The sequence below is a fragment of the Streptomyces sp. NPDC008313 genome (assembly GCF_042956125.1).
Lineage (GTDB): Bacteria > Actinomycetota > Actinomycetes > Streptomycetales > Streptomycetaceae > Streptomyces.
The window spans coordinates 107,414-127,935 of sequence record NZ_JBIBFR010000011.1; the positions used below are offsets into that span (position 1 = coordinate 107,414).

Annotated in this window: 21 protein-coding genes; 9 read left to right on the top strand and 12 right to left on the bottom strand. The window is 73.1% G+C overall.

What is annotated here, in order from left to right; genetic code table 11:
- The 5 genes from ACFY93_RS16755 to ACFY93_RS16775 form a co-directional block, all read right to left on the bottom strand.
- Complete coding sequence (locus ACFY93_RS16755; RefSeq protein WP_391358935.1) at window positions 1-159, bottom strand: hypothetical protein; 159 nt, start codon at window positions 157-159, stop codon at window positions 1-3.
- 142 nt (window positions 160-301) lie between these two features.
- The gene (locus tag ACFY93_RS16760; protein WP_391358938.1) at window positions 302-1,255 is read right to left on the bottom strand and encodes a cytochrome c oxidase assembly protein; all 954 of its coding nucleotides are present in this window, start codon (window positions 1,253-1,255) and stop codon (window positions 302-304) included.
- A 163-nt stretch (window positions 1,256-1,418) separates the two neighbouring features.
- Window positions 1,419-2,444: an ATP-dependent 6-phosphofructokinase gene (locus ACFY93_RS16765; RefSeq protein WP_391358940.1), complete on the bottom strand. Its 1,026-nt coding sequence runs from the start codon at window positions 2,442-2,444 to the stop codon at window positions 1,419-1,421.
- Window positions 2,445-2,645: 201 nt separating this feature from the next.
- Entirely contained in the window at window positions 2,646-3,374 is a 729-nt protein-coding gene (locus ACFY93_RS16770) for a type 1 glutamine amidotransferase (RefSeq protein ID WP_391358943.1), read from the bottom strand.
- A gap of 19 nt (window positions 3,375-3,393) precedes the next feature.
- Window positions 3,394-4,632, bottom strand: a complete 1,239-nt coding sequence (locus ACFY93_RS16775; protein ID WP_391358946.1) for a MurT ligase domain-containing protein — start codon at window positions 4,630-4,632, stop codon at window positions 3,394-3,396.
- A 142-nt stretch (window positions 4,633-4,774) separates the two neighbouring features.
- Between ACFY93_RS16775 and def the strand changes: the two genes are divergently transcribed.
- The gene (def, locus tag ACFY93_RS16780; protein WP_391358949.1) at window positions 4,775-5,323 is read left to right on the top strand and encodes a peptide deformylase; all 549 of its coding nucleotides are present in this window, start codon (window positions 4,775-4,777) and stop codon (window positions 5,321-5,323) included.
- 77 nt (window positions 5,324-5,400) lie between these two features.
- Here the strand turns inward: def and ACFY93_RS16785 are convergent, their stop codons facing one another.
- The gene (locus ACFY93_RS16785) at window positions 5,401-6,045 is read right to left on the bottom strand and encodes a TetR family transcriptional regulator (RefSeq protein WP_391358952.1); all 645 of its coding nucleotides are present in this window, start codon (window positions 6,043-6,045) and stop codon (window positions 5,401-5,403) included.
- A gap of 169 nt (window positions 6,046-6,214) precedes the next feature.
- On the opposite strand from ACFY93_RS16785, the gene ACFY93_RS16790 reads away from it, so the two are divergent.
- Complete coding sequence (locus tag ACFY93_RS16790) at window positions 6,215-7,444, top strand: acyl-CoA dehydrogenase family protein (RefSeq protein ID WP_391358955.1); 1,230 nt, start codon at window positions 6,215-6,217, stop codon at window positions 7,442-7,444.
- A 28-nt stretch (window positions 7,445-7,472) separates the two neighbouring features.
- Here ACFY93_RS16790 and ACFY93_RS16795 read toward each other — a convergent pair whose 3' ends face one another.
- The 5 genes from ACFY93_RS16795 to ACFY93_RS16815 form a co-directional block, all read right to left on the bottom strand.
- Window positions 7,473-7,712 (bottom strand): DUF6213 family protein, encoded by a 240-nt coding sequence (locus ACFY93_RS16795; RefSeq protein WP_391358959.1) that lies wholly within the window; start codon window positions 7,710-7,712, stop codon window positions 7,473-7,475.
- Between the two features lie 25 nt (window positions 7,713-7,737).
- A complete protein-coding gene (locus tag ACFY93_RS16800; RefSeq protein ID WP_391358961.1) occupies window positions 7,738-9,123 on the bottom strand; it encodes an NADP-dependent succinic semialdehyde dehydrogenase in 1,386 nt (461 codons plus the stop codon).
- A gap of 75 nt (window positions 9,124-9,198) precedes the next feature.
- Window positions 9,199-9,663 carry an NUDIX domain-containing protein gene (locus ACFY93_RS16805; RefSeq protein ID WP_391358964.1) on the bottom strand — a complete coding sequence of 155 codons (465 nt, stop codon included), beginning with the start codon at window positions 9,661-9,663 and terminating at the stop codon, window positions 9,199-9,201.
- Window positions 9,660-11,207, bottom strand: a complete 1,548-nt coding sequence (locus ACFY93_RS16810; protein ID WP_391358968.1) for an ATP-dependent DNA ligase — start codon at window positions 11,205-11,207, stop codon at window positions 9,660-9,662. Before ACFY93_RS16810 ends, ACFY93_RS16805 begins: the two co-directional genes overlap by 4 nt.
- Before the next feature lie 92 nt (window positions 11,208-11,299).
- Window positions 11,300-12,274, bottom strand: a complete 975-nt coding sequence (locus ACFY93_RS16815) for an FAD-dependent oxidoreductase (RefSeq protein WP_391358971.1) — start codon at window positions 12,272-12,274, stop codon at window positions 11,300-11,302.
- A 220-nt stretch (window positions 12,275-12,494) separates the two neighbouring features.
- Here ACFY93_RS16815 and ACFY93_RS16820 point away from each other — a divergent pair, with 220 nt between their 5' ends.
- From ACFY93_RS16820 to ACFY93_RS16845, 6 genes are all read left to right on the top strand, one after another.
- Window positions 12,495-13,073, top strand: coding sequence for a cupin domain-containing protein (locus ACFY93_RS16820; RefSeq protein WP_391359348.1), 579 nt, complete (start codon window positions 12,495-12,497; stop codon window positions 13,071-13,073).
- 103 nt (window positions 13,074-13,176) lie between these two features.
- On the top strand, window positions 13,177-14,154 hold the full coding sequence (locus tag ACFY93_RS16825; RefSeq protein ID WP_391358973.1) for a zinc-binding dehydrogenase: 978 nt from the start codon (window positions 13,177-13,179) through the stop codon (window positions 14,152-14,154).
- A complete protein-coding gene (locus ACFY93_RS16830; protein WP_391358975.1) occupies window positions 14,151-15,335 on the top strand; it encodes an acyl-CoA dehydrogenase family protein in 1,185 nt (394 codons plus the stop codon). The genes ACFY93_RS16825 and ACFY93_RS16830 overlap by 4 nt, the downstream gene beginning before the upstream one ends.
- Window positions 15,332-16,417 carry an acyl-CoA dehydrogenase family protein gene (locus ACFY93_RS16835; RefSeq protein ID WP_391358979.1) on the top strand — a complete coding sequence of 362 codons (1,086 nt, stop codon included), beginning with the start codon at window positions 15,332-15,334 and terminating at the stop codon, window positions 16,415-16,417. Before ACFY93_RS16830 ends, ACFY93_RS16835 begins: the two co-directional genes overlap by 4 nt.
- A 251-nt stretch (window positions 16,418-16,668) precedes the next feature.
- Entirely contained in the window at window positions 16,669-17,544 is an 876-nt protein-coding gene (locus ACFY93_RS16840) for a phosphatidylinositol-specific phospholipase C/glycerophosphodiester phosphodiesterase family protein (RefSeq protein ID WP_391358981.1), read from the top strand.
- A 183-nt stretch (window positions 17,545-17,727) separates the two neighbouring features.
- Window positions 17,728-17,922, top strand: coding sequence for a hypothetical protein (locus ACFY93_RS16845; RefSeq protein ID WP_391358983.1), 195 nt, complete (start codon window positions 17,728-17,730; stop codon window positions 17,920-17,922).
- Window positions 17,923-17,976: 54 nt separating this feature from the next.
- Here the strand turns inward: ACFY93_RS16845 and ACFY93_RS16850 are convergent, their stop codons facing one another.
- Entirely contained in the window at window positions 17,977-19,206 is a 1,230-nt protein-coding gene (locus ACFY93_RS16850; protein ID WP_391358985.1) for a phosphodiester glycosidase family protein, read from the bottom strand.
- A 379-nt stretch (window positions 19,207-19,585) separates the two neighbouring features.
- On the opposite strand from ACFY93_RS16850, the gene ACFY93_RS16855 reads away from it, so the two are divergent.
- Window positions 19,586-20,434: an MIP family channel protein gene (locus ACFY93_RS16855; protein ID WP_391358988.1), complete on the top strand. Its 849-nt coding sequence runs from the start codon at window positions 19,586-19,588 to the stop codon at window positions 20,432-20,434.
- The last annotated feature ends 88 nt before the right edge of the window (window positions 20,435-20,522 follow it).

The following is a 20,522-nucleotide window of genomic DNA, read 5'->3' on the forward strand; positions in this document are numbered from 1 at the left end:
TCACGTGGGGCGGGTGGCCACCATGCCGAGGGTGATCAGCCCGAGGACGACCCAGCCGAACCACAGCCAGCCGCTGCTGCCGAGCGCCACCGTGTAGGCCGTCACAGCGACGAGGCCACCCACGGTCAGCACCGCCATCGTCTTCGTGGAACCGGGCATCGCAACACCCTCCTCAACCGTCGGTCCACCTCCATGGTGCCCCGGAAAGCCACTCATGGCGCTCGCCGCGAAGCACGAGCGCCGATTTCCGGGCACGCGCGCCCCCTCGCGCGCCCCGAGGAGGCGCGCCGGGCGGTGGAGGTCAGTTCCCGCGGGCGTTGAGCGAGGCCAGGTAGGCGTTGTACGCCTCGAGCTCCTTGTCGCCGTCCCGCTCGGCGGCACGGTCCGTGCGCCGGGCCTGGCGCTGCTCGGAGTTGTACCACTGGAACAGCAGCGCGAGCAGGACGAGCACGGAGGGGATCTCGCTGAAGGCCCAGGCGATGCCGCCCGCCGCGTTCTGGTCGGCGAGCGCGTCGATGCCCAGCGAGGCCGGCGGGTGCTGGTACGTCTTCACCATCGCCGTGGAGCCCATCATCAGCGCGATGCCGAAGAACGCGTGGAACGGCATCCCCGCGAACAGCTCCAGCATCCGCATCAGATAGCCGGGCCGGTGCGGCCCCGGGTCGACTCCCATGATCGGCCAGAAGAAGACCAGCCCGACGGCGAGGAAGTGCACCATCATCGCGGCGTGCCCGGTCCTGGACTCCATCAGGAAGTCGAAGAGCGGCGAGAAGTACAGCCCGTACAGGCTCGCGATGAACAGCGGGATGGTGAACGCCGGATGCGTGACGATCCGCATGTAGCGGCTGTGCAGGAACATCAGCAGCAGCTCGCGCGGGCCCTTGCGGCCCCGCGTGGCGGCGACCGGCAGCGCGCGCAGCGCCAGCGTGATCGGCGCCCCGAGCAGAATCAGGATCGGCGACAGCATGCTGATCACCATGTGCTGGACCATGTGCACGCTGAACATGACCATGCCATAGTCGTTCAGCCGGGTGCACATCATGAGGAGCACGGTCAGCACGCCGAGGACGAAGGCGGCACTCCGGCCGGGCGACCAGGCGTCGCCGCGCCGTCTCAGCCGCACGACGCCCCAGCCGTACAGGCCGAGTCCCGCCAGGCAGGCGACGAGGAAGAACGGGTCCGCGGACCACTCGAGCCCCCGCCCCAGCGTGAACGGCGGCAGATCCATCGTCATGCCGTGCCCGCCGTGATCCATCCGCCCGCTCCTGGTTCGTGCTGGTTGCGCGGTGTCTGTCCGCACCAGAGTAGAACCGCCCCCGGTCGGCATCGCGACCGGGGGCGGTTTCCCTCACGTACGGATCACCGGGGTACCGGCGTCGGGTGCGGGCCACCCGGGCGCTCCGGTCACCCGGTGCGGGTCACAGCACGCACTCGGCCTCGGCGTAGCGCTCCTCGGGGACCGTCTTCAGCGTCGCGACGGCCTCGGCGAGCGGCACCATCTCGATGTCGGTGCCGCGCAGCGCGGTCATCATGCCGAACTCGCCGCGGTGCACGGCCTCCACCGCGTGCCAGCCGAAGCGGGTGGCGAGGACACGGTCGTACGCGGTCGGCGTGCCGCCGCGCTGGACGTGCCCGAGGATCACCGGTCGGGCCTCCTTGCCGAGGCGCTCCTCCAGCTCCAGGGAGAGCTGGCGGGCGATGCCCGCGAACCGCTCGTGCCCGTAGACGTCCTTGCCGCCCTCGTCGAACGCCATCGTGCCCTCACGGGGCTTGGCGCCCTCGGCGGCCACCACGATCGCGAACCGCTTGCCCGCCGCGAAGCGCTCGCCGACCTTCGCGGTCAGCTCGTCGATGTCGAAGGGGCGCTCCGGTACGACGATGGCGTGGGCGCCGGCGGCCATGCCCGAGTGCAGCGCGATCCAGCCCGTGTGGCGGCCCATGACCTCCACGATCAGCACGCGCTGGTGGGACTCGGCGGTCGTCTTCAGCCGGTCGAGGGCCTCGGTGGCGACGCCCACGGCGGTGTCGAAGCCGAAGGTCACGTCCGTCACGGCGATGTCGTTGTCGATCGTCTTCGGCACGCCGACGATCGGCAGGCCGCTGTCCGACAGCAGCCGGGCCGCCTTGAGGGTGCCCTCGCCGCCGATCGGGATGATCGCGTCGAGCCCCAGCTCCTCGACATGGCCCCTGGCCCGCTCCACCCCGTCCCGCAGATGCGCGGGCTGGACCCGGGAGGAACCGAGCATGGTGCCGCCGCGGGCCAGGATGCCGCTCACCGCGTCCAGGTCGAGCTTGAGGTAGTCGCACTCCAGAAGGCCTTTCCAGCCGTCCCGGAAGCCGATGACCTCGTCGCCGTGGTCGACGACGGCACGGTGCACGACGGACCGGATGACGGCGTTCAGGCCGGGGCAGTCGCCGCCGGAGGTGAGGACACCAATGCGCATAGCCCGAAATACCTTCTCCACGTGGGCCGGGGACCGGACCACGCTGTCCGGCTGGATCCCCGCCACCCTACCGGCGGGAGGGGGCCCGTCCGCACGGGGCGTCCGCCTGCTGGACGCCCGCGCACAGGTGAGCGGGCGCCCGGTCAGACGGGCTCGGAAGAACCGTTTCACGGGCCGGTCGGGCCCGTGGCGCGGCGGGTGCTACGCGGGCTGCTGGGCGGCCGCGATGCGCTCGGAGCGCAGCGCCTCGTACCAGCGGTCGTCGATCGGCGGCAGTGCGTTCACGTCGAGGGCCAGCTTCAGCAGGAGGTCCGCGATCAGCGGGTTGCGGGCGAGTACGGGCCCGTGCATGTACGTGCCGAAGACGGTGTCGTTGTACGCGCCCTCGGTGCCGTCGCCCGTGCCGTTGCCCCTGCCGAGCCGCACCTGGGCGAAGGGGCGGGCGGTGGGGCCGAGGTGGGTGACGCCCTGGTGGTTCTCGAAGCCGGTCAGCGGCGGCAGGCCGAGGCGGGCGTCGATGTCGCCGAGCACGTCGCCGACACAGCGCTCGCCCTCACCGCGCGTGGAGACCACGTCGAGCAGGCCGAGGCCGGGCTCGCGCTGCCCGAGGTCGTTGATGAACTCGTGGCCGAGGATCTGGTAGCCGGCGCAGACCGAGAAGACGATCGCGCCGTTGCCCACGGCGCGCTCCAGGCCGCCGTCGCGGCGCAGCCGCTCGGCCGCCAGCCGCTGCGGACGGTCCTCACCGCCGCCGATCAGGTAGATGTCGCCGGAGGTGGGGATCGGCTGGTCGCTGCGCACGTCGAGACGCGCCACGTCCAGACCGCGCTGACGGGCCCGGCGCTCGACCACGAGGGCGTTGCCCTGGTCGCCGTAGGTGCTCAGCAGGTCCGGGTAGATCCACACCAGCCGCAGTTGGTTGTCGCTCATGGTCATCGTCCTTGGGGTGTCAGTTGCCGACGCGGCGGCGCAGGTCCTGGAACGCGGTGTAGTTCGCGATGACCTCGATGCGGCCCGGCGGCGCGAGCTGCACGGCCTGGTCGAGGTTCTCGCAGACCTGGAACGACTGGTTCGCCACCTCCAGGCGCACGGCGAGGTCGAGCTTGCGGTCGCCGAGGACGAAGATCGGGTGCCCGGTCAGCCGGGTGTAGTCGACGTCCCAGAGCCACGAGGTGTCGGTGCCGTCGGCGCCGCGCGCGTTCACGGACAGGATGACCGGGGTGGGCGGCGGGTCGATCAGCGTGAACGTCTCCAGCCAGCCCGCGGGGTTCTTCGCGAGCAGCAGCCGCAGATCGCGCTGCTGGAACTGCACGACGTCGTAGCGTCCGGCGACCGCCTGCACCTGGTACATGCGCTCCAGGGCGACCTGCGGCGGCACCCCGAACACGGCGGCGACGGCGGCCGACGAGGCGGCGTTCGCCTTGTTGGCCCGGCCGGGCAGCTGGAGGTGGATCGGCCACGCGGAGCCGTGCGGGTCCAGGACGTGGTCACCGGAGAGCGCCCAACTGGGTGTGGGACGGCGGAAACCGCACTCGCCGCAGAACCAGTCGTCGCCGGGGCGCTGCATCACACCGCCGCAGGACGGGCAGGACCAGGCGTCGTCCTTCCACATCTGGCCGGCGGCCACCCACACCACGTTCGCGGAGGACGAGGCGGCCCACACGACCAGCGGGTCGTCCGCGTTGGCGACGACGACGGCCTTGGAACCGGCCAGCCCCTCGCGCCAGTGCTCGGCCATCATCCGCGTCTCGGCGGCCCGGTCGAGCTGGTCGCGCGAGAGGTTGAGGAGGGCGATGCACTTCGGGTCGGTGTCGCGGGCGACCCCCGACAGGTACTTCTCGTCGACCTCGATGACGGCGAACCGCGACTCCGAGCCGCCGGCCAGCGCCGAGGTGATACCGGCGGGCATGTTGGCGCCCAGGGCGTTCGAGACGACCGGTCCGGCGGCGCGCAGCGCCTCCGCGATCAGCCGCGTCGTCGTGGTCTTGCCGTTGGTCGCCGACACCAGGATCACGTCCAGGTGCGTGGCGAGCCGGGCGAGCAGGTCGGGGTCGAGCTTGAGCGCCACCCGGCCGCCGATCACCGATCCGCTGCCGCGTCCCGCGGCGCGAGAGACGGCCGCGGCCGCCCTGCCCGCCGTGACGGCCAGCTTGGCCCGCGGCGACAGCGGGTCCGAGTTGCCTGACATCGTTCTCGATCCTCCTTGCGTACGCGCCGCGCCTCTGCCCCCGGCACCGTGTGGGCCTCAGCCTATCGAGATCCACTCACGCGCCCGAATCGCGGCACCACCCCGGCGCCCGCGCGACATGGAGGACCGTACCCTTGCCGCCATGCGACAAGGCTCCATCCCCGGCACGCGGGGGCGCGTCAGGCCCATGACCCTGCTCGGTGATCCCGTGCTGCACGCGCCGTGCGAGGAGGTCACCGAGTTCGGCCCCCAACTGGCCCGGCTCGTCGAGGACATGTTCGCGACGATGTACGCCGCCCAGGGCGTCGGCCTGGCCGCGAACCAGGTGGGGGAGTCCCTGCGCGTCGTCGTCTTCGACTGCCCGGACGACGACGAAGTGCGCCATCTCGGACATCTGGTGAACCCGCGTCTCGTGGCCGCGGACGGCGTGGTGGTGCGCGGCCCGGAGGGCTGTCTGTCGCTGCCGGGCCTGGAGGCGGGCACCGAGCGGTACGACCACGCCGTGGTCGAGGGCTTCACGGTGACCGGTGAGCCGGTGGAGGTGCACGGCACCGGTTTCTTCGCGCGGTGCCTGCAGCACGAGTGCGACCACCTGGACGGGGGCGTGTACACCGACCGCCTCACCGGGTGGCGGCGCCGGCGGGTGATGCGCCGGGCGGCACGTGCCGCGTGGAGCGGCGGGACGCGCTGACGGCGGGCGGGGGCGGCTCGGGAGGCACTTCCCGGGCGCGCTCGCCCGGGTCCGCCACGCGGCGGCGGACCGTCGGCTCAGAACCCGGGCCCGCCGGCCCGGTCACCGGCCGCGGCCAGGCGCCCCCACAGCAGGTCCGCCAGGCTGCGCACCAACTCCGCGCGGGAGCAGGGGCGTTCGCCCAGCCACCAGTCACCGGCCGCGTGCATCATGCCGACGATGCCGTGGCCCCACACCCGCGCCAGCTGCTGGCCGCCGGGGCCGAGGTCGACGCGCTCCTCGATGACCTCCGCGAGCTCCTCGCCCATGCGGCGCAGCAGGGGGGCGGAGTGCTTGCCGACGTCGAAGCCGCTGTCGCCCGGCTGGCCGTTCTCCGCGGGGTGCATCAGGAAGCGGTAGACCTGCGGCCGGGCCTCTATGGCGGCCAGATAGGTGTCCAGCGTCGACTCGACGCGCTGGCGGCGTCCGGCGGGAGCGTCGAGCGCGGCCCGCAGCGCTCCGAGCAGCGCGTCGGTGTGCCGGGTGGCGAGCGCGGCGTAGAGTCCGCCCTTGTCGCCGAAGTGGCGGTAGAGGATGGGCTTGGTGATCCCGGCCTCGGCGGCGATGGCGTTCATGGAGGCACCGGGGCCGTCCCGGAGCACCACCCGGTCGGCGGCCTCCAGGAGCTCCCGCCGACGGCGGTCGGCGGACCTCTGCTGGTCGGTCCGCTGTGTGGTGTCCATGTGCTCTCCCCACCCGTGCTGATTCGGTGACGCCTGCGCAAAGTAACACTCATCGGCGCATGGCTATCGAACGGGCTGCCGAGCGGCACCGGGGAGTTGACTTTTACTACTCGCCAGTAACAGACTTCGGTTACCGCAAGTAACGCGCGAAGGCACCGCTGGAGGGGTCATGGCCGAGTTCACCATGGAGCTCAACGACGAGCAGAAGGAGGTCAGGGACTGGCTCCACGGGTTCGCTGCCGAGGTGATCCGCCCCGCGGCCGCCGAATGGGACGAGCGTGAAGAGACCCCGTGGCCGGTCATCCAGGAGGCCGCCAAGGTCGGGATCTACTCCCTCGACTTCTACGCCCAGCAGTACTTCGACCCCACCGGCCTCGGCATCCCGATGGCGATGGAGGAGCTGTTCTGGGGTGACGCGGGCATCGCCCTGTCGATCGTCGGAACCGGCCTCGCCGCCGTCGGCGTCCTCGCCAACGGCACCGAGGAGCAGATCGGCACCTGGATCCCGCAGATGTACGGCGACGCCAGTGACGTCAAGGTCGCCGCCTTCTGTTCCTCCGAGCCCGACGCGGGCTCCGACGTGGCCTCCATGCGCACCCGTGCCGTCTACGACGAGGCCAAGGACGAGTGGGTGCTGAACGGCACCAAGACCTGGGCGACCAACGGCGGCATCGCCAACGTCCACGTCGTCGTCGCGGTCGTCGACTCCGAGCTGGGCTCCAAGGGCCACGCCTCGTTCATCGTCCCGCCGAACACCCCCGGACTCTCCCAGGGCCAGAAGTTCAAGAAGCACGGCATCCGCGCCTCGCACACCGCCGAGGTCGTCCTGGAGAACGTCCGCGTCCCCGGCTCCTGCCTGCTCGGCGGCAAGGAGAAGCTCGACGAGCGGCTCGCCCGTGCCCGCGAGCGGGCCAGGGCCGGCGGCGGCGAGCGGCTGAAGAACGCCGCGATGGCCACCTTCGAGGCCTCCCGCCCCGCCGTCGGCGCCATGGCCGTCGGCACGGCACGCGCCGCGTACGAGGAGGCACTGGAGTACGCGAAGACGCGTGAGCAGTTCGGCCGCCCGATCATCGACAACCAGGGCGTCGCCTTCCAGCTCGCCGATATGCGCACGTCCGTCGACGCCGCCCGGCTCCTGGTGTGGCGCGCCTCGTGGATGGCGGTGAACGGCAAGCAGTTCACGTCCGCCGAGGGCTCCATGTCGAAGCTGTTCGCCAGCGAGACGGCCAAGAAGGTCACCGCGCAGGCGATCCAGATCCTCGGCGGCAACGGCTACACCCGGGAGTACCCGGTCGAGCGCATGCACCGCGACGCCGCGATCTACACGATCTTCGAGGGCACCAGCGAGATCCAGCGCCTGGTGATCGCCCGGACCCTCGCGGGGATGCCGATCCGCTAGCGCGCGACCGCGGACCGGGGGCACGCCGCTAACGCGGGGTGCCCCCGCTGCTGTGCGCGATGCACGCCACGTCGATACGGTCGGCGAGCTTGGCGAGTTCGATGGTGAGCGTCGCCACCGTGTCCTCGTCGAGCCCGTCCTGGCCGGCCTCCACCAGACGCAGCCACCGGCCGCCCACGGTGCGCAGCAGTTTGCTGACGTCGGCGGCCGTCACCTGCAGCGTGCCGCGGTCGTCGACGATCAGAGGCAGGGTCACTTCGCGGTTCACAGAGGGGATCGTAGCCGCGGGACGCTCACGCTCCGTGCCATACCGTGGTGATGTTGCAGAACTCGCGGATTCCGTGCCCGGACAGTTCCCGCCCGTAACCGGACCGCTTGACTCCGCCGAACGGGAAGGCGGGATGGGACGCCGTCATCCCGTTGACGTACACACCGCCCGCCTCCAGATCGCGGACGAACCGGTCCACGTCGGCCTCCTCGCGCGTCCAGACGTTGGAACTCAGCCCGAACGGCGAGTCGTTGGCGATCGCGACCGCCTCGTCGAGACCGGCCGCCCGGTACAGCGTGGCGACGGGACCGAACGCCTCCTCGTGGTGGATGCGCATGCCGGGCGTCACGTCCGCGAGGACGGTCGGCGGGTAGTACCAGCCGGGACCGTCCGGGCGCTCGCCGCCGCAGAGCACCGTCGCGCCGTTCTCGACGGCGTCGTCGACCAGTTCCTCCAGGTCACGGCGGCCCTGCTCGCTGGCGAGCGGACCGACCTCGGTCTCCTCGTCCATCGGATCGCCCACCTTCAGCGCCCTCATGCCCGCCGTGAACCGCTCGGTGAAGGCGTCGAACACGTCCGTGTGCACGATGAACCGCTTCGCGGCGATGCACGACTGCCCGTTGTTCTGCACCCGGGCCGTCACCGCCGTGGCGGCCGCGCGGTCGATGTCCGCCGACGGCATGACCACGAACGGGTCGCTGCCGCCCAGTTCCAGCACCGTCTTCTTGATCTCGTCCCCGGCGACGGAGGCGACGGACCGCCCCGCCGGTTCGCTGCCGGTGAGCGTGGCCGCCGCGACCCGCGGATCACGCAGCACGTCCTCCACCGCGCCCGACCCGATGAGCAGCGTCTGGAAGCAACCCTCGGGGTAACCCGCCCCGCGGAACAGCTCCTCGAGGAACAGCGCCGTCCGCGGCACGTTCGAGGCGTGCTTGAGCAGCCCCACGTTGCCCGCCATCAGCGCGGGCGCGGCGAACCTGATCACCTGCCACAGCGGGAAGTTCCACGGCATCACCGCGAGCACCGGGCCCAGCGGCCGGTAGCGGACCAGGACGCGGGAGGCCCCGGAGTCCTTCGCCGCCTCGCCGGAGGACTCCTCGTCGGCGAGCAGTTCCTCGGCGTGGTCGGCGTACCAGCGCATCGCCTTCACGCACTTCGCGGCCTCGGCGCGGGCCTGCGTGACCGGCTTGCCCATCTCCGTCGTCATGACCTCGGCGATGTCCCGCAGGCCCTCGTCCAAGAGGTCCGCGGCCCGGTGCAGCAGCCGGGCCCGCTCGGCGAAGGACGTGGTGCGATGGGCGTCGAACGCCGCCCGCGCCCTCGCGAGCCGGCGCTCGATCTCCCCGGCGTCCAGGGCGTCGTACGTCCTGAGTGTCTCCCCGGTCGCCGGGTTCACCGTCGCGATGGGCATGGCCGACCTCCTGAAACTCGCTGTTCCCCGACCCTCGCGTGCGGCGCGGCACACCGCAACGCGGAGGATCACCTGTCAGCCCGAGTGCTCCAGGAGCCGGTCGAGAAACGCCGCCTGCGCCCGCACGATCAGCGTCCGGGCCCGCTCCGGGGTCATCCACTCCACCCGGTCCAGCTCGGGGAACTCCCGCAGCCGCCCCGATCGCGGCGGCCACTGCATCGAGAAGGTCCCCGGTACCACGGCCGCCGGGTCGAGGTCGGCCTCCACCGCCCAGACCGTGACCGTCTTGCCGCCCGCCTGCCGCACCTCGCCGAGGGCCAGTGCCCGCCCGTCCGGCGGCCGAAGCCCCAGCTCCTCCCGGAACTCCCGGCGCGCGGCGTCCCAGGCCGGCTCGTCCGCCTCGTACTCGCCCTTGGGCACGGTCCACGCCCCCGCCTCGCGCCGCGCGAAGAACGGGCCGCCCATATGGCCCAGCAGCACCTCGACCCCCGGGCCCTTGCGGCGGAACAGCAGCAGGCCCGCGCTGCGCCCGCCGCTCACGGCGCCACCGTCGGATGCGCGTCGAGCAGGGTGCGGACCGAGTCGGCCTCGGCCGGGGTCTTGTCCTCGCGGTAGCGCACGAGCCGGGCGAAACGCAGGGTGACACCGGCCGGATACCGCGTGGACCGCTGCAGACCGTCGTACGCGATCTCGACGACCAGCTCCGGGCGTACGGTCACCACGTGGCCGTCGTCCGAGACGGCCAGCTCGCCGAGCCGCCCGGTCTGCCAGGTCAGGAGCGCGTCCGTCATGCCCTTGAACGTCTTGCCCAGCATCGCGAACGACCCGTCCTCGGTCCGCGCGCCCAGATGCAGGTTGGACAGCTTGCCCGTGCGCCGTCCGTGGCCCCACTCGGCGGCCAGCACCACCAGGTCCAGGGTGTGCACCGGCTTCACCTTCAGCCAGGCGGCGCCCCGCCGGCCCGCGCTGTAGGGGGCGTCCAGCGCCTTCAGCACCACGCCCTCGTGGCCGCGTCCGAGGGTGTCGTCGAGGAAGCGCGCGGCCGCCGCCCGCGCCGTGGGGTCGGCCGGATCGGCCACCAGCGTGCGGCGCACCCGCATCGGTTCGGGCACCAGGCGCGCCAGCTCGGCGTGCCGTTCGGTGAAGGGCAGGTCGAGCAGGTCCCGGCCGCCGACGGACAGGGCATCGAAGAAGACGGGGGAGACGGGCACCGCCGCGGCCGCCGTGGCCACGTCGAGCCGCGAGCCCACGCGACCGGCGGTCTCCTGGAAGGAGCGGGGTCGGCCGTCCCCGCCGAGCGCGATGACCTCGCCGTCCAGGATGAACCGCTCGCCGGGCAACTCCAGCGCCGCGGAGGTGAGTTCGGGCAGCCGTTCGGTGATGTCGTCGAGCGTGCGGGTGTAGACGCGCACCCGGTCGCCGTCGCGGTGGACCTGGACGCGGATTCCGTCGAGCTTCTCCTCGACCGCGCAGGCGCCGAGCTTGTCGACGGCTTCCGGCACGGAGGAGGCGGCGTGCGCGAGCATCGGCAGCACCGGGCGGCCGACGGTGAGCCGGAACGCGCCCAGGGCGTCCGGCCCGTCCGTGAGCAGGGCCTGCGCCACCGACTGCAGTGACCCGGCGAGCATCACCGCCCGCCGTACGTCCGCCGGGGGCGCGCCGGTCGCCGCGGCCAGCCCCTCGACGGCGACCGCGTCCAGCGCGCCCTGCCGCACCTCACCGGTGAGCAGGCCGAGCAGGAACCGCTGCTCGTCCTCGGTGGCGGCGCCCATCAGGTCGGCGGTCAGACGGGCCCGCTCGGCCTGCGAGCCGGTGCCGGAGACCCGGCCCAGCTCGGTGAGCCGGGCGTCCACGTCGGCCACGGTCAGCGTCGCGGCGGCGGCCGGCGGTACCCGCCGGCCCAGCACCTTCCAGCCGATGCCGAGCCGTCCCTGCGGGAGTCTGCCGGCCAGATACGGGATGACGACGGGCACGTCCGCCGGCTCGGCGTCCCGGAACAGCCCGGCGAGCAGGGTGATCTTCCGGGACCGCGCCGACGTGGCGGCGACCTCCTGGGACACATGGGCGAGCCTGCTCAGCAGCATGCAGCCCATGGTGCAACGGCCGGACCCGGATCACACCCCAAGGCGGACGGCGCATGCCCTCGGCGCCCCGCGCGGCGTGCGCGGCGCCATGGCTACAGGGCCGCGTCGATGTCGGCGAACAGCAGGTCGCCGTTGACCGTCGCCGCCGCGCGGTATCCGGCTCCGGCCGCGTTCACGACCTGCTCGGCGGGGCCCGTCGCGTTCCCCGCGGCCCACACGCCGGGCACGCTGGTCAGGCCCGTCGCGTCGACCACCGGGAAGGTGCCGAACGGTGTGTCGTGGACCTCGGCTCCGAGCCGGTCGAGCAGGCCGGTCCGCGGGGTCGTACGGGTGGCGACGAAGACAACGGAGCGGGGGACGACGGTTCCGCCGGCCAGCCGCACCCCGGTGACGTGGCCGTCCTCGACCACGAGCCCGGCGACCTCACCGGGCACCACGCCGACCCCGGCCGCGGCCAGCCGGCGCAGATCCTCGTCCGTGAGGTCGTCCTCGGCCGTCGTGTGGAGGAACAGGGTCACGTCCTTCGACCACTGGGTGACCAGGAGCGCCTGGTGCACACTCAGAGGGCCGGTCGCCAGGACACCGAACGCCTCGTCCCTGACCTCCCAGCCGTGGCAGTACGGGCAGTGCAGCACGTCGCGGCCCCAGCGCTCGGCCAGCCCCGGCACCGGCGGCAGCGCGTCGGCGAGTCCGGTGGCGACGATCAGCCGGCGGGCGTGCGCCGTACCCCCGTCCGCGAGCGTCACGTCGAACTCCCCGGCGCCGTCCCGGGACACGTCCACCACCCGGTCCCGGACCAGTTCGACTCCGTATCCCTCGACCTCCCGGCGCCCCTCGGCGAGGAAATCGCCGGGCGCCATGCCGTCCCGGGTCAGATAGCCCTGCATGTGCGCGGCGGGCGCGTTGCGCGGCTCGCCCGCGTCCACGAGCAGCGTGCGGCGCCGCGCCCGCCCCAGCACCAGGGCCGCCGAAAGCCCGGCGGCGCCGCCGCCCACGACGACGACCTCGTACCCCTCGCGTGCTTTCCGGGCCCCGGTCGTGCCGGTCGTGCCGGTTGTCTCGGTCATGGTGACCACCTCCGCCCACAAGGTCGCTCCCTTCGGCGGGATTGACAAACGGCTTTGCCGTAACTGCAATGTCGTCATGAGTGACAAGACCGAAAGCGGGCGCGTGGAGCGAGCGAGGACGCGTGACACCGCGGGGCGTGACACCGCGGGGCACGGCGCGACGGGCGACGCCGCGACGGGCGACGCCGCGGGGGACGGCCCCGAGGCGGACGACGCGCGGATGGACGAGGTGCTCGCCGGCGTGGGCCCCCGGCTGCGCCGCATCCGCAAGGAGCGGAACGCGACCCTCGCCGGGCTGGCCGAGGCCACCGGAATCTCCGTGAGCACCCTGTCCCGGCTGGAGTCCGGCCTGCGCAGGCCTAGCCTGGAGCTGCTGCTGCCCATCGCGCGGGCCCACCAGGTGCCCCTGGACGAGCTCGTCGGCGCTCCCGAGGTGGGCGACCCCCGCGTCCGGTCCAAGCCGGTCGTGCGCTACGGCCGGACCCACTGGCCGCTCACCAGCCGGCCCGGCGGACTGCAGGCGTTCAAGGTGCTGGAACCGGCCCGCTCGATCGAACCGGAACCGCGCACCCACGAGGGCTACGAGTGGCTGTACGTGCTCTCCGGGCGGCTGCGGCTGGTGCTCGGGGACCACGACCTGGTCATCGGCCCCGGAGAGGCGGCCGAGTTCGACACCCGTGTACCGCACTGGTTCGGGTCGACCGGTGAGGGTCCCGTGGAGTTCATCAGCCTGTTCGGGCCGCAGGGGGAGCGGATGCACGTGCGGGCGCGGCCCTCGTCGCGGCGCAAGGCCGGCTGACCCGGCGGGGGGAAGGACCCGCGGCACCTGTTCCCAGATCCCAAGCGACCGCTTAGTATGCGGTGGAGCCCGGTCAGACGAAGCAGTCCCGTGGAGGCCCCGCATGCAGGCATGGCAAGTGCACGAGAACGGCGAGCCGAGCGAGGTGATGAGGCTCGGCGACGCCGAGCCGCCGGTGCCCGGCGACGGCCGGATCCTGCTCAGGGTGCGCGCCGCGAACATCAACTTCCCCGACGCGCTGCTGTGCCGCGGGCAGTACCAGGTCAGGCCGCCGCTGCCGTTCACGCCCGGGGTGGAGATCTGCGGCGAGACCGAGGACGGACGCCGGGTCGTCGCGAACCCCGCGCTGCCCCACGGCGGCTTCGCCGAGTACGCCGTCGCGGACGCAGCCTCCGTACTGCCCGCCCCCGAGGCGCTCGACGACGCCGAGGCCGCCGCCCTGCACATCGGCTACCAGACGGGCTGGTTCGGACTGCACCGCAGAGCCCGGCTGGAGGCCGGCGAGACCCTGCTCGTGCACGCCGCCGCCGGCGGGGTCGGCAGCGCGGCGGTCCAGCTCGGCAAGGCCGCCGGGGCCCGGGTCATCGGCGTCGTCGGCGGCGCCGACAAGGCCGCCGTCGCCCGCGGACTCGGCTGCGACACCGTCGTCGACCGGCTCGCCGAGGACGTCGTCGGCGCGGTCAAGGAGGCCACCGGCGGACGCGGTGCGGACGTGGTCTACGACCCCGTCGGCGGTGCCGCGTACACCCAGTCCGCCAAGACCGTCGCCTTCGAGGGCCGCATCGTCGTCGTCGGCTTCGCCGGCGGATCGATCCCGAGCCCGGCGCTCAACCACGCGCTGGTGAAGAACTACGCGATCCTCGGCCTGCACTGGGGCCTGTACAACACCAAGGACCCCGAGCTGGTCCGGCACTGCCACGAGCGGCTCACCGAACTGGCCGCCCGCGGCGCGATCAAGCCGCTGGTGAGCGAGCGCGTCCCGCTGAGCGGCGCCGCCGCCGCCGTACAGCGCGTCGCCGACGGCGTCACCACGGGACGCGTCACCGTGATCCCCGGCCTCACCGAAGGAGGAGCGGCATGATCGACGCCGCCGAACTGCGCCGCCGCACCCAGGAACTGCTGGCGGCCCACCCGCCCGCGACCACCGGCCGCACGGACTTCCTGAAGGCCCGCTTCGACGCCGGTCTCGCCTGGGTCCACTACCCCGAGGGCCTCGGCGGACTGGGTGCCCCGCGCACCCTGCAGGCGGTCGTCGACGCCGGACTGGAGGCGGCCGGCGCCCCCGACAACGACCCCCGGCGCATCGGGATCGGCCTCGGCATGGCCGCGCCGACCATCCTCGGCTTCGGCACCGAGGAGCAGAAGCGGCGCTTCCTGAGGCCCCTCTGGGTCGGGGAGGAGGTCTGGTGCCAGCTCTTCAGCGAGCCCGGCGCCGGCTCCGACCTGGCCGCGCTCGGCACCCGCGCCGTCCGCGAGGACGGCGGCGACTGGGTGGTCAACGGCCAGAAGGTGTGGACGTCCAGCGCCCACGTCGCCCGCTGGGCCATCCTGATCGCCCGCACCGACCCGGACGCGCCCAAGCACCGCGGCATCACCTACTTCGTCTGCGACATGACCGACCCCGGCGTCGAGGTGCGGCCGCTGCGCCAGATCACCGGCGAGGCCGAGTTCAACGAGGTCTTCCTCACCGACGTCCGCATCCCCGACAGCCACCGGCTCGGCGAGGTCGGCGACGGCTGGCGGGTCGCCCAGACCACCCTGATGAACGAGCGCGTGTCCATCGGCGGCATGCGCATCCCGCGCGAGGGCGGCATGATCGGCCCCGTCTCCGCCACCTGGCGCGAGCGCCCCGACCTGCGCACCCACGACCTCCACCAGCGCCTGCTCACCCTGTGGGTCGACGCCGAGGTCGCCCGGCTCACCGGTGAGCGCCTGCGCCAGCAGCTCGTCGCGGGCCAGCCCGGCCCCGAGGGCTCCGGCATGAAACTCGCGTTCGCCCGCCTCAACCAGGAGATCAGCGGCCTCGAGGTCGAACTCCTCGGCGAGGAAGGACTGCTGTACGACGACTGGACGATGCGCCGGCCCGAACACGTCGACTTCACCGGCCGCGACGCCGGCTACCGCTACCTCCGCTCCAAGGGCAACAGCATCGAGGGCGGGACCAGCGAGGTCCTGCTGAACATCGTCGCCGAACGCGTGCTGGGCCTGCCCTCCGAGCCGCGCACCGACAAGGACGTCGCCTGGAAGGACCTGGCCCGATGACCACACAGCCCGACCTGCTCCACTCCGAGGAGGAGGAGGCGCTGCGCGCGGCCGTCCGGGACCTCCTCACGGACCACTGCGACCCGGCGGACGTGATCACCCGCGTCGAGTCGGACGCGCCGCACGACATGCCGCTGTGGAAGGTGCTCACCGACGGCATGGGCCTCGCGGGTCTGCTGGTCCCCGAGGCGCTGGGCGGCCAGGGCGCCTCCCACCGCGAAGCCGCCGTCGTCCTGGAGGAGCTGGGGCGCGCGGTCGCACCCGTGCCCTATCTGACGAGCGCCGTCGTGGCCACCGAGGCCCTGCTGGCCTGCGAAGCCGACGACCTGCTCGGCGAACTGGCGTCCGCGACGGCGGTCGGCGCGCTCGCCGTCGGACTGCACACCGCTCCCGGCGCCCCCTTCCCGGCCGTACGGCTGGAGAACGGCACGCTGCACGGGGAGCTGACCGGCATCGCCGACGCGACGGCCGCCGACGTACTGCTCGTGCCCGCCGACGACGGCGGCCTGTACGCGGTCGCCGCCTCCGCCGCGACCGTCACCCCGCAGGTCTGTCTGGACCTGACCCGGCCGGTGGCACGCGTCGTCCTCGACGGCGCCCCGGGCCGCAGGCTGGGCGACGCCGGACCGGCCGTCCGCCGCGCCCTGCGGGCAGGCGCCGGACTGCTCGCCTCCGAGCAGCTCGGCGTCGCCGACTGGTGCCTGACCGAGACGGTCCGCTATCTGAAGGACCGCAAGCAGTTCAACCGTCCCGTCGGAGGCTTCCAGGCCCTCAAGCACCGGCTGGCCCAGCTCTGGCTGGAAGTCGTCAACCTGCGGGCCGCCGCCCGCAACGCCGCCGACGCTCTCGCCACCGGCAGCGACGACACCGACGTGGCGGTCGCCGTCGCCCAGGCCTACGCGGCGTGGGTCGCCGTCCACGCCGCCGAGGAGGCCGTGCAACTGCACGGCGGCATCGGGATGACGTGGGAGCACCCGGCCCACCTCCACCTCAAGCGCGCCAAGGCCGACTCGATCGCGTACGGCACGGCGGGCGCACACCGCGCCGCCCTCGCGGAACTGGTCGACCTCCCGTCGCCCTGACCCCGCCCGGCACACGCACGACGAGGCCCGCTCCGGATCCGCCGGGGCGGGCCCCGTCGTGCGCGCCGTAGCTCGCGCAGCGGGCCCGTGCCGTGGCCCGCGGGGCGGCCCTCCCGCGCGTGCCCGGCGTACCGCCGGCGAGGTGAACGGGGCGCGGCGGTCCGGCCAACTCCCCGCACGGCCCTGCTCCTTGACCGCACGGCACCCCATACTCTCCGGTGTCCCGTACGGCACGTCCAGGGAGGCAGAGCATGGCCCGCACCACCCGTCGCAGAGCCCTCACCACCATCGGCGCCGCCCTCGCGGGCGCCGTCGCCCTGCCCGCCGGATACGCGCGGGCGAGCGAACGCGGCCGTGGCCCGCGCCCGCTGCGCCGCGCCCACGCGCACAACGACTACGACCATCCCCGGCCCCTGTTCGATGCGCTGGACCACCGTTTCGGCAGCGTCGAGGCCGACATCTACCTCGTCGACGGCCGGCTTCTCGTCGCCCACGACCCCGTCGACCTCGACCCGGACCGCACTCTCGCGTCGCTGTACCTCGACCCGCTCACGGCCCGCGTCAAGGCCAACCACGGCTCCGTCTACCGCGGTTACCGCACGTCCCTGCAGCTCCTCGTCGACATCAAGACCGAGGGCGCCGCCACCTACCGGGAGCTCGACCGCCAACTGCGCCGTCACCGGCACCTGTTCACCACGTACGCGCACGGCCGCGTCCACCCCGGTCCCGTCACCGCCGTCGTCTCCGGGGACCGCGCCGCCCGTGCCCCCATGGAGGCCCAGCAGGTGCGCCACGCCTTCTACGACGGCCGCCTCACCGACCTCGGCAGCGCGGCCCCGGCCTCCTTCGTGCCGCTGATCAGCGACAACTGGACGCTCAACTTCAGTTGGCTCGGCGACGGCCCGTTCCCCGACGCCGAGCGGCGCAGGCTGCGGGACATCGTGGCGACGGCCCACGCGCACCGGCAGAAGGCGCGCTTCTGGGCGACACCCGATCTGGCGGGCCCCGCGCGTGACGCGCTGTGGAGCGAACTGCTCGCCGCCGACGTCGACTACCTGAACACCGACGACCTCGCGGGTCTCCAGACCTTCCTGGACACGCACACGCGGCTGCGCACGGCCTCGTAACCGGCCCTGCCCCGCCCTTCCGGGGCCGACGGCGCACGGTCCCGTGCCCCGGGCCGTCGGCCCCGGACCGTCACACGCAGTCAACACACGAACGGCGGACACGCCACTCGCCCGGACGAACCCCTCACTACGCCACACTTGCGGCCGAAAGCCGCGATGTGGGCGTGGCGGAGGAGGTTGACGATGGCCATTTCCATCTCTCTGGTGGTACTGCTGCTGGTCCTGGCGGTGATCTTCATGCGCAACGGCGTGCTGAAGGTCTCCCACGCCGTGGTCTGTGTGCTCCTCGGCTTCTCCCTCGCCGGGACGAGCATGGCCCCGACCATCCACGACGGGCTGCTGGCGACGGCGGACATCGTGAGCAGCCTGGACCCGTGAGCGCCGGCCGCCCGGCCCGCCGGCCTCGTGCGGCACCGGCCTCGCGGGGCGCGGTCAGCGCGAGAAGACCCCGATGCCGTTCGGGACCGGCCGCTCCGCGCCCCCGCTCGGATGGTTGCGTACGCCCACGGCCGGCGCGCCCGCCTCGCGGGCGACCAGTGTGCTGGAGCCCCCGCCGTCCAGACTGAAGGCGTCGTCCGCCCCCAGCCCCCGCATCGTGTCCGCGACTTCGGCGATCGTCAGCCCGCTGCGGAACGCCGGGTCCCCGTCCAGCGCGAGCAGCAGCAGACGCCGGCCCCCGTCGCGGACGCCCACGGCGGTCCGTACGGCCGACGCCTTGTCGTCCAGCCCCGCGAGCGGCCGTCCGTCCACGAGGACCGGATAGCCGCCGAGCGCGAAGCGGTACGGGATCCCGGAGCGGGCGGCCACCAGCCGGTGCCGCACCCGGACCGGCTCACCCGCCGACAGCTCGCGCAACCACCGCGCCCCCGCCTCCCGGCCGACCAGCACCGTGCTGCCCGCGGCGACGGGGCCGCTGCCCGGCGCGGGCGCCGTCGCCACGACACGTCCGTGCGCGACCGTCACCTCGTAGGTGTCGTCGCTGCACGGCGCGCCCCGCTCGGTGTCCGTGCCGCAGACGGCCCGAGCCCGCGAGACGCCGCCCCAGTCCGAGGTGAACGCGCCGACCGAGCCCTCCGGCAGCGCGTACTGGTTGAGCCCGCCGAGCGGGATCACTCCGTCAGGGGTCCGTACCGAGCCGTCGAGGGTCAGACTGTCGAGCCGCGCCCTGCGGTCGACGCCCACGCCGAGCACGTTCCTCGTCGTCGTGCCGGGCGGCAGCGCGGACCCGAAGCGCTGGCCGTCCGGAACGGCTGCCTTCAGCGCGTGTCCGCCCGCGACGGCCGGGCCGACGCTCGCACCGGTCGCCTCGACCCCCGGATGCTGCGACTCGGTGATGTCGAAGAAGTCGCCGTTCACCCCCGCGACGGCGCCGGCGGCGTCGGCCAGCCGGGAGACGGGTGCCCGCGCCGCCACGGCTCCGGGGTGCAGGAGGTCCACCCGCACCCGGGGAGCGCGCAGGTCGACGGTGAGGACGTGCGCGTGCGTCACGCCCTTCGCCGCCGGGATGTCGAACTCCGTATAGGAGACACCCGGCGCGACGGGCGCGGTGACGCCCTGCGCACCGGCGGCCGGGGCCGCCCCCGCCAGGACGCTCCCGGCCAGCGCGCTCCATGCCGCGAGAACCGTCAGTGCCGTCCTGAACCGTCCACCGCGAAGCGCCACAGTCCCCCCTGATGTCCCGTCAACTCTCCCAGTTGTCAGGGGGATTGCACCAGACACCGGTGGCCGCAGACCCTCGCGGCCCCGACGGCGCGGGAACGGATCAGGAAACGCACTCCTTCGAGTGCCTCGGAAGCGGTGCCGTTGCCGTCAGCCGCCGCCCGGCCCGCGGCCGCGCACATCGGACCGGTGCGCGTCCTGCCGGGGCCGCCCCGCTCCCCGGGCCCGCCCGCACCAGGAATGCCCGTTCGTGACCACGCCGGAAATGTCCGTTCGTGCACATGCGTGCCGGCTGACGCCGTCCTATGCTCTTTTCTGGACGACTCGGGCAACGACTCGGGCAGTCGACGGCCGGTCCTGGGCCGGCGGGAAGCGGGCCTCCATGGCTGAGCGGCTTAAAAGATCGGGACTGTTGGGTGAGCTGTCCGCCGAGTTCGCCGGCACCCTGATCCTGATCCTCTTCGGTTGCGGTGTGGTGGCGCAGGTGGTCGCCGGCGGTGCGCTCACGGACCCCGCGGGCGGTCTCGGAAACCACGACAGCATCGCCTGGGCGTGGGGCCTCGGCGTGACCCTGGGCGTCTACGTGGCGGCGCGGCTGAGCGGCGCCCACCTCAACCCCGCGGTCACCGTGGCACTGGCCGCGTTCAAGGGCTTCTCGTGGCGCAAGGTGATCCCCTACACGCTGGCGCAGACGGCCGGTGCCTTCGTGGCCGCCCTGCTGGTGCGCTGGAACTACACCGAGGCGCTGGCGAAGGCCGACCCGACACACACCATCAAGACGCAGTTCGTGTTCTCGACGCTGCCCGCCAACGGCAACACGAACCTGCCGGTCGGCGAGTGGGGCGCGTTCCGCGACCAGATCATCGGCACCGCGATCCTGCTGCTGCTGATCCTCGCCCTCACCGACCTGCTCAACAATCCTCCGGGCGCCAACCTGGCCCCGTTCGTGATCGGCCTCGTCGTCGTGGCGATCGGCATGGCCTTCGGCACGAACGCGGGCTACGCGATCAACCCCGCCCGTGACTTCGGCCCCCGGCTGGCCAGCTTCCTCACGGGGTACGGCGGAGCCTGGCGGGACCAGTACGGCAACTTCTACTTCTGGGTGCCGATCATCGGGCCACTGATCGGCGGCCTGCTCGGGGCGTTCCTCTACAAGTTCTTCATCGGCCGGTTCCTCCCGACGGCGGAGCCGGAGCCGCCGGGACGCGTCCCCGCCCCCGACGAGAGCTGACCGGGGCCGCCCGGGCCCCCGGGACCGGCGGGCCGGACCGCGCGAGCCGCGGCCCGGCCCCACCCACCTGCCCATCCACAGGAGAGGC

Bases quoted from the DNA above. Each gene is read 5' to 3' on its own strand.
- ACFY93_RS16785 (WP_391358952.1), bottom strand. From the start codon at position 6,045: ATGGACACCACACAGCGGACCGACCAGCAGAGGTCCGCCGACCGCCGT.
- ACFY93_RS16775 (WP_391358946.1), bottom strand. From the start codon at position 4,632: ATGTCAGGCAACTCGGACCCGCTGTCGCCGCGGGCCAAGCTGGCCGTC.
- ACFY93_RS16765 (WP_391358940.1), bottom strand. From the start codon at position 2,444: ATGCGCATTGGTGTCCTCACCTCCGGCGGCGACTGCCCCGGCCTGAAC.
- ACFY93_RS16820 (WP_391359348.1), top strand. From the start codon at position 12,495: ATGGACGAGGTGCTCGCCGGCGTGGGCCCCCGGCTGCGCCGCATCCGC.
- ACFY93_RS16790 (WP_391358955.1), top strand. From the start codon at position 6,215: ATGGCCGAGTTCACCATGGAGCTCAACGACGAGCAGAAGGAGGTCAGG.
- ACFY93_RS16810 (WP_391358968.1), bottom strand. From the start codon at position 11,207: ATGCTGCTGAGCAGGCTCGCCCATGTGTCCCAGGAGGTCGCCGCCACG.
- def (WP_391358949.1), top strand. From the start codon at position 4,775: ATGCGACAAGGCTCCATCCCCGGCACGCGGGGGCGCGTCAGGCCCATG.
- ACFY93_RS16845 (WP_391358983.1), top strand. From the start codon at position 17,728: ATGGCCATTTCCATCTCTCTGGTGGTACTGCTGCTGGTCCTGGCGGTG.
- ACFY93_RS16755 (WP_391358935.1), bottom strand. From the start codon at position 159: ATGCCCGGTTCCACGAAGACGATGGCGGTGCTGACCGTGGGTGGCCTC.
- ACFY93_RS16825 (WP_391358973.1), top strand. From the start codon at position 13,177: ATGCAGGCATGGCAAGTGCACGAGAACGGCGAGCCGAGCGAGGTGATG.
- ACFY93_RS16830 (WP_391358975.1), top strand. From the start codon at position 14,151: ATGATCGACGCCGCCGAACTGCGCCGCCGCACCCAGGAACTGCTGGCG.
- ACFY93_RS16835 (WP_391358979.1), top strand. From the start codon at position 15,332: ATGACCACACAGCCCGACCTGCTCCACTCCGAGGAGGAGGAGGCGCTG.
- ACFY93_RS16815 (WP_391358971.1), bottom strand. From the start codon at position 12,274: ATGACCGAGACAACCGGCACGACCGGCACGACCGGGGCCCGGAAAGCA.
- ACFY93_RS16760 (WP_391358938.1), bottom strand. From the start codon at position 1,255: ATGGATCACGGCGGGCACGGCATGACGATGGATCTGCCGCCGTTCACG.
- ACFY93_RS16855 (WP_391358988.1), top strand. From the start codon at position 19,586: ATGGCTGAGCGGCTTAAAAGATCGGGACTGTTGGGTGAGCTGTCCGCC.
- ACFY93_RS16800 (WP_391358961.1), bottom strand. From the start codon at position 9,123: ATGCCCATCGCGACGGTGAACCCGGCGACCGGGGAGACACTCAGGACG.
- ACFY93_RS16840 (WP_391358981.1), top strand. From the start codon at position 16,669: ATGGCCCGCACCACCCGTCGCAGAGCCCTCACCACCATCGGCGCCGCC.
- ACFY93_RS16770 (WP_391358943.1), bottom strand. From the start codon at position 3,374: ATGAGCGACAACCAACTGCGGCTGGTGTGGATCTACCCGGACCTGCTG.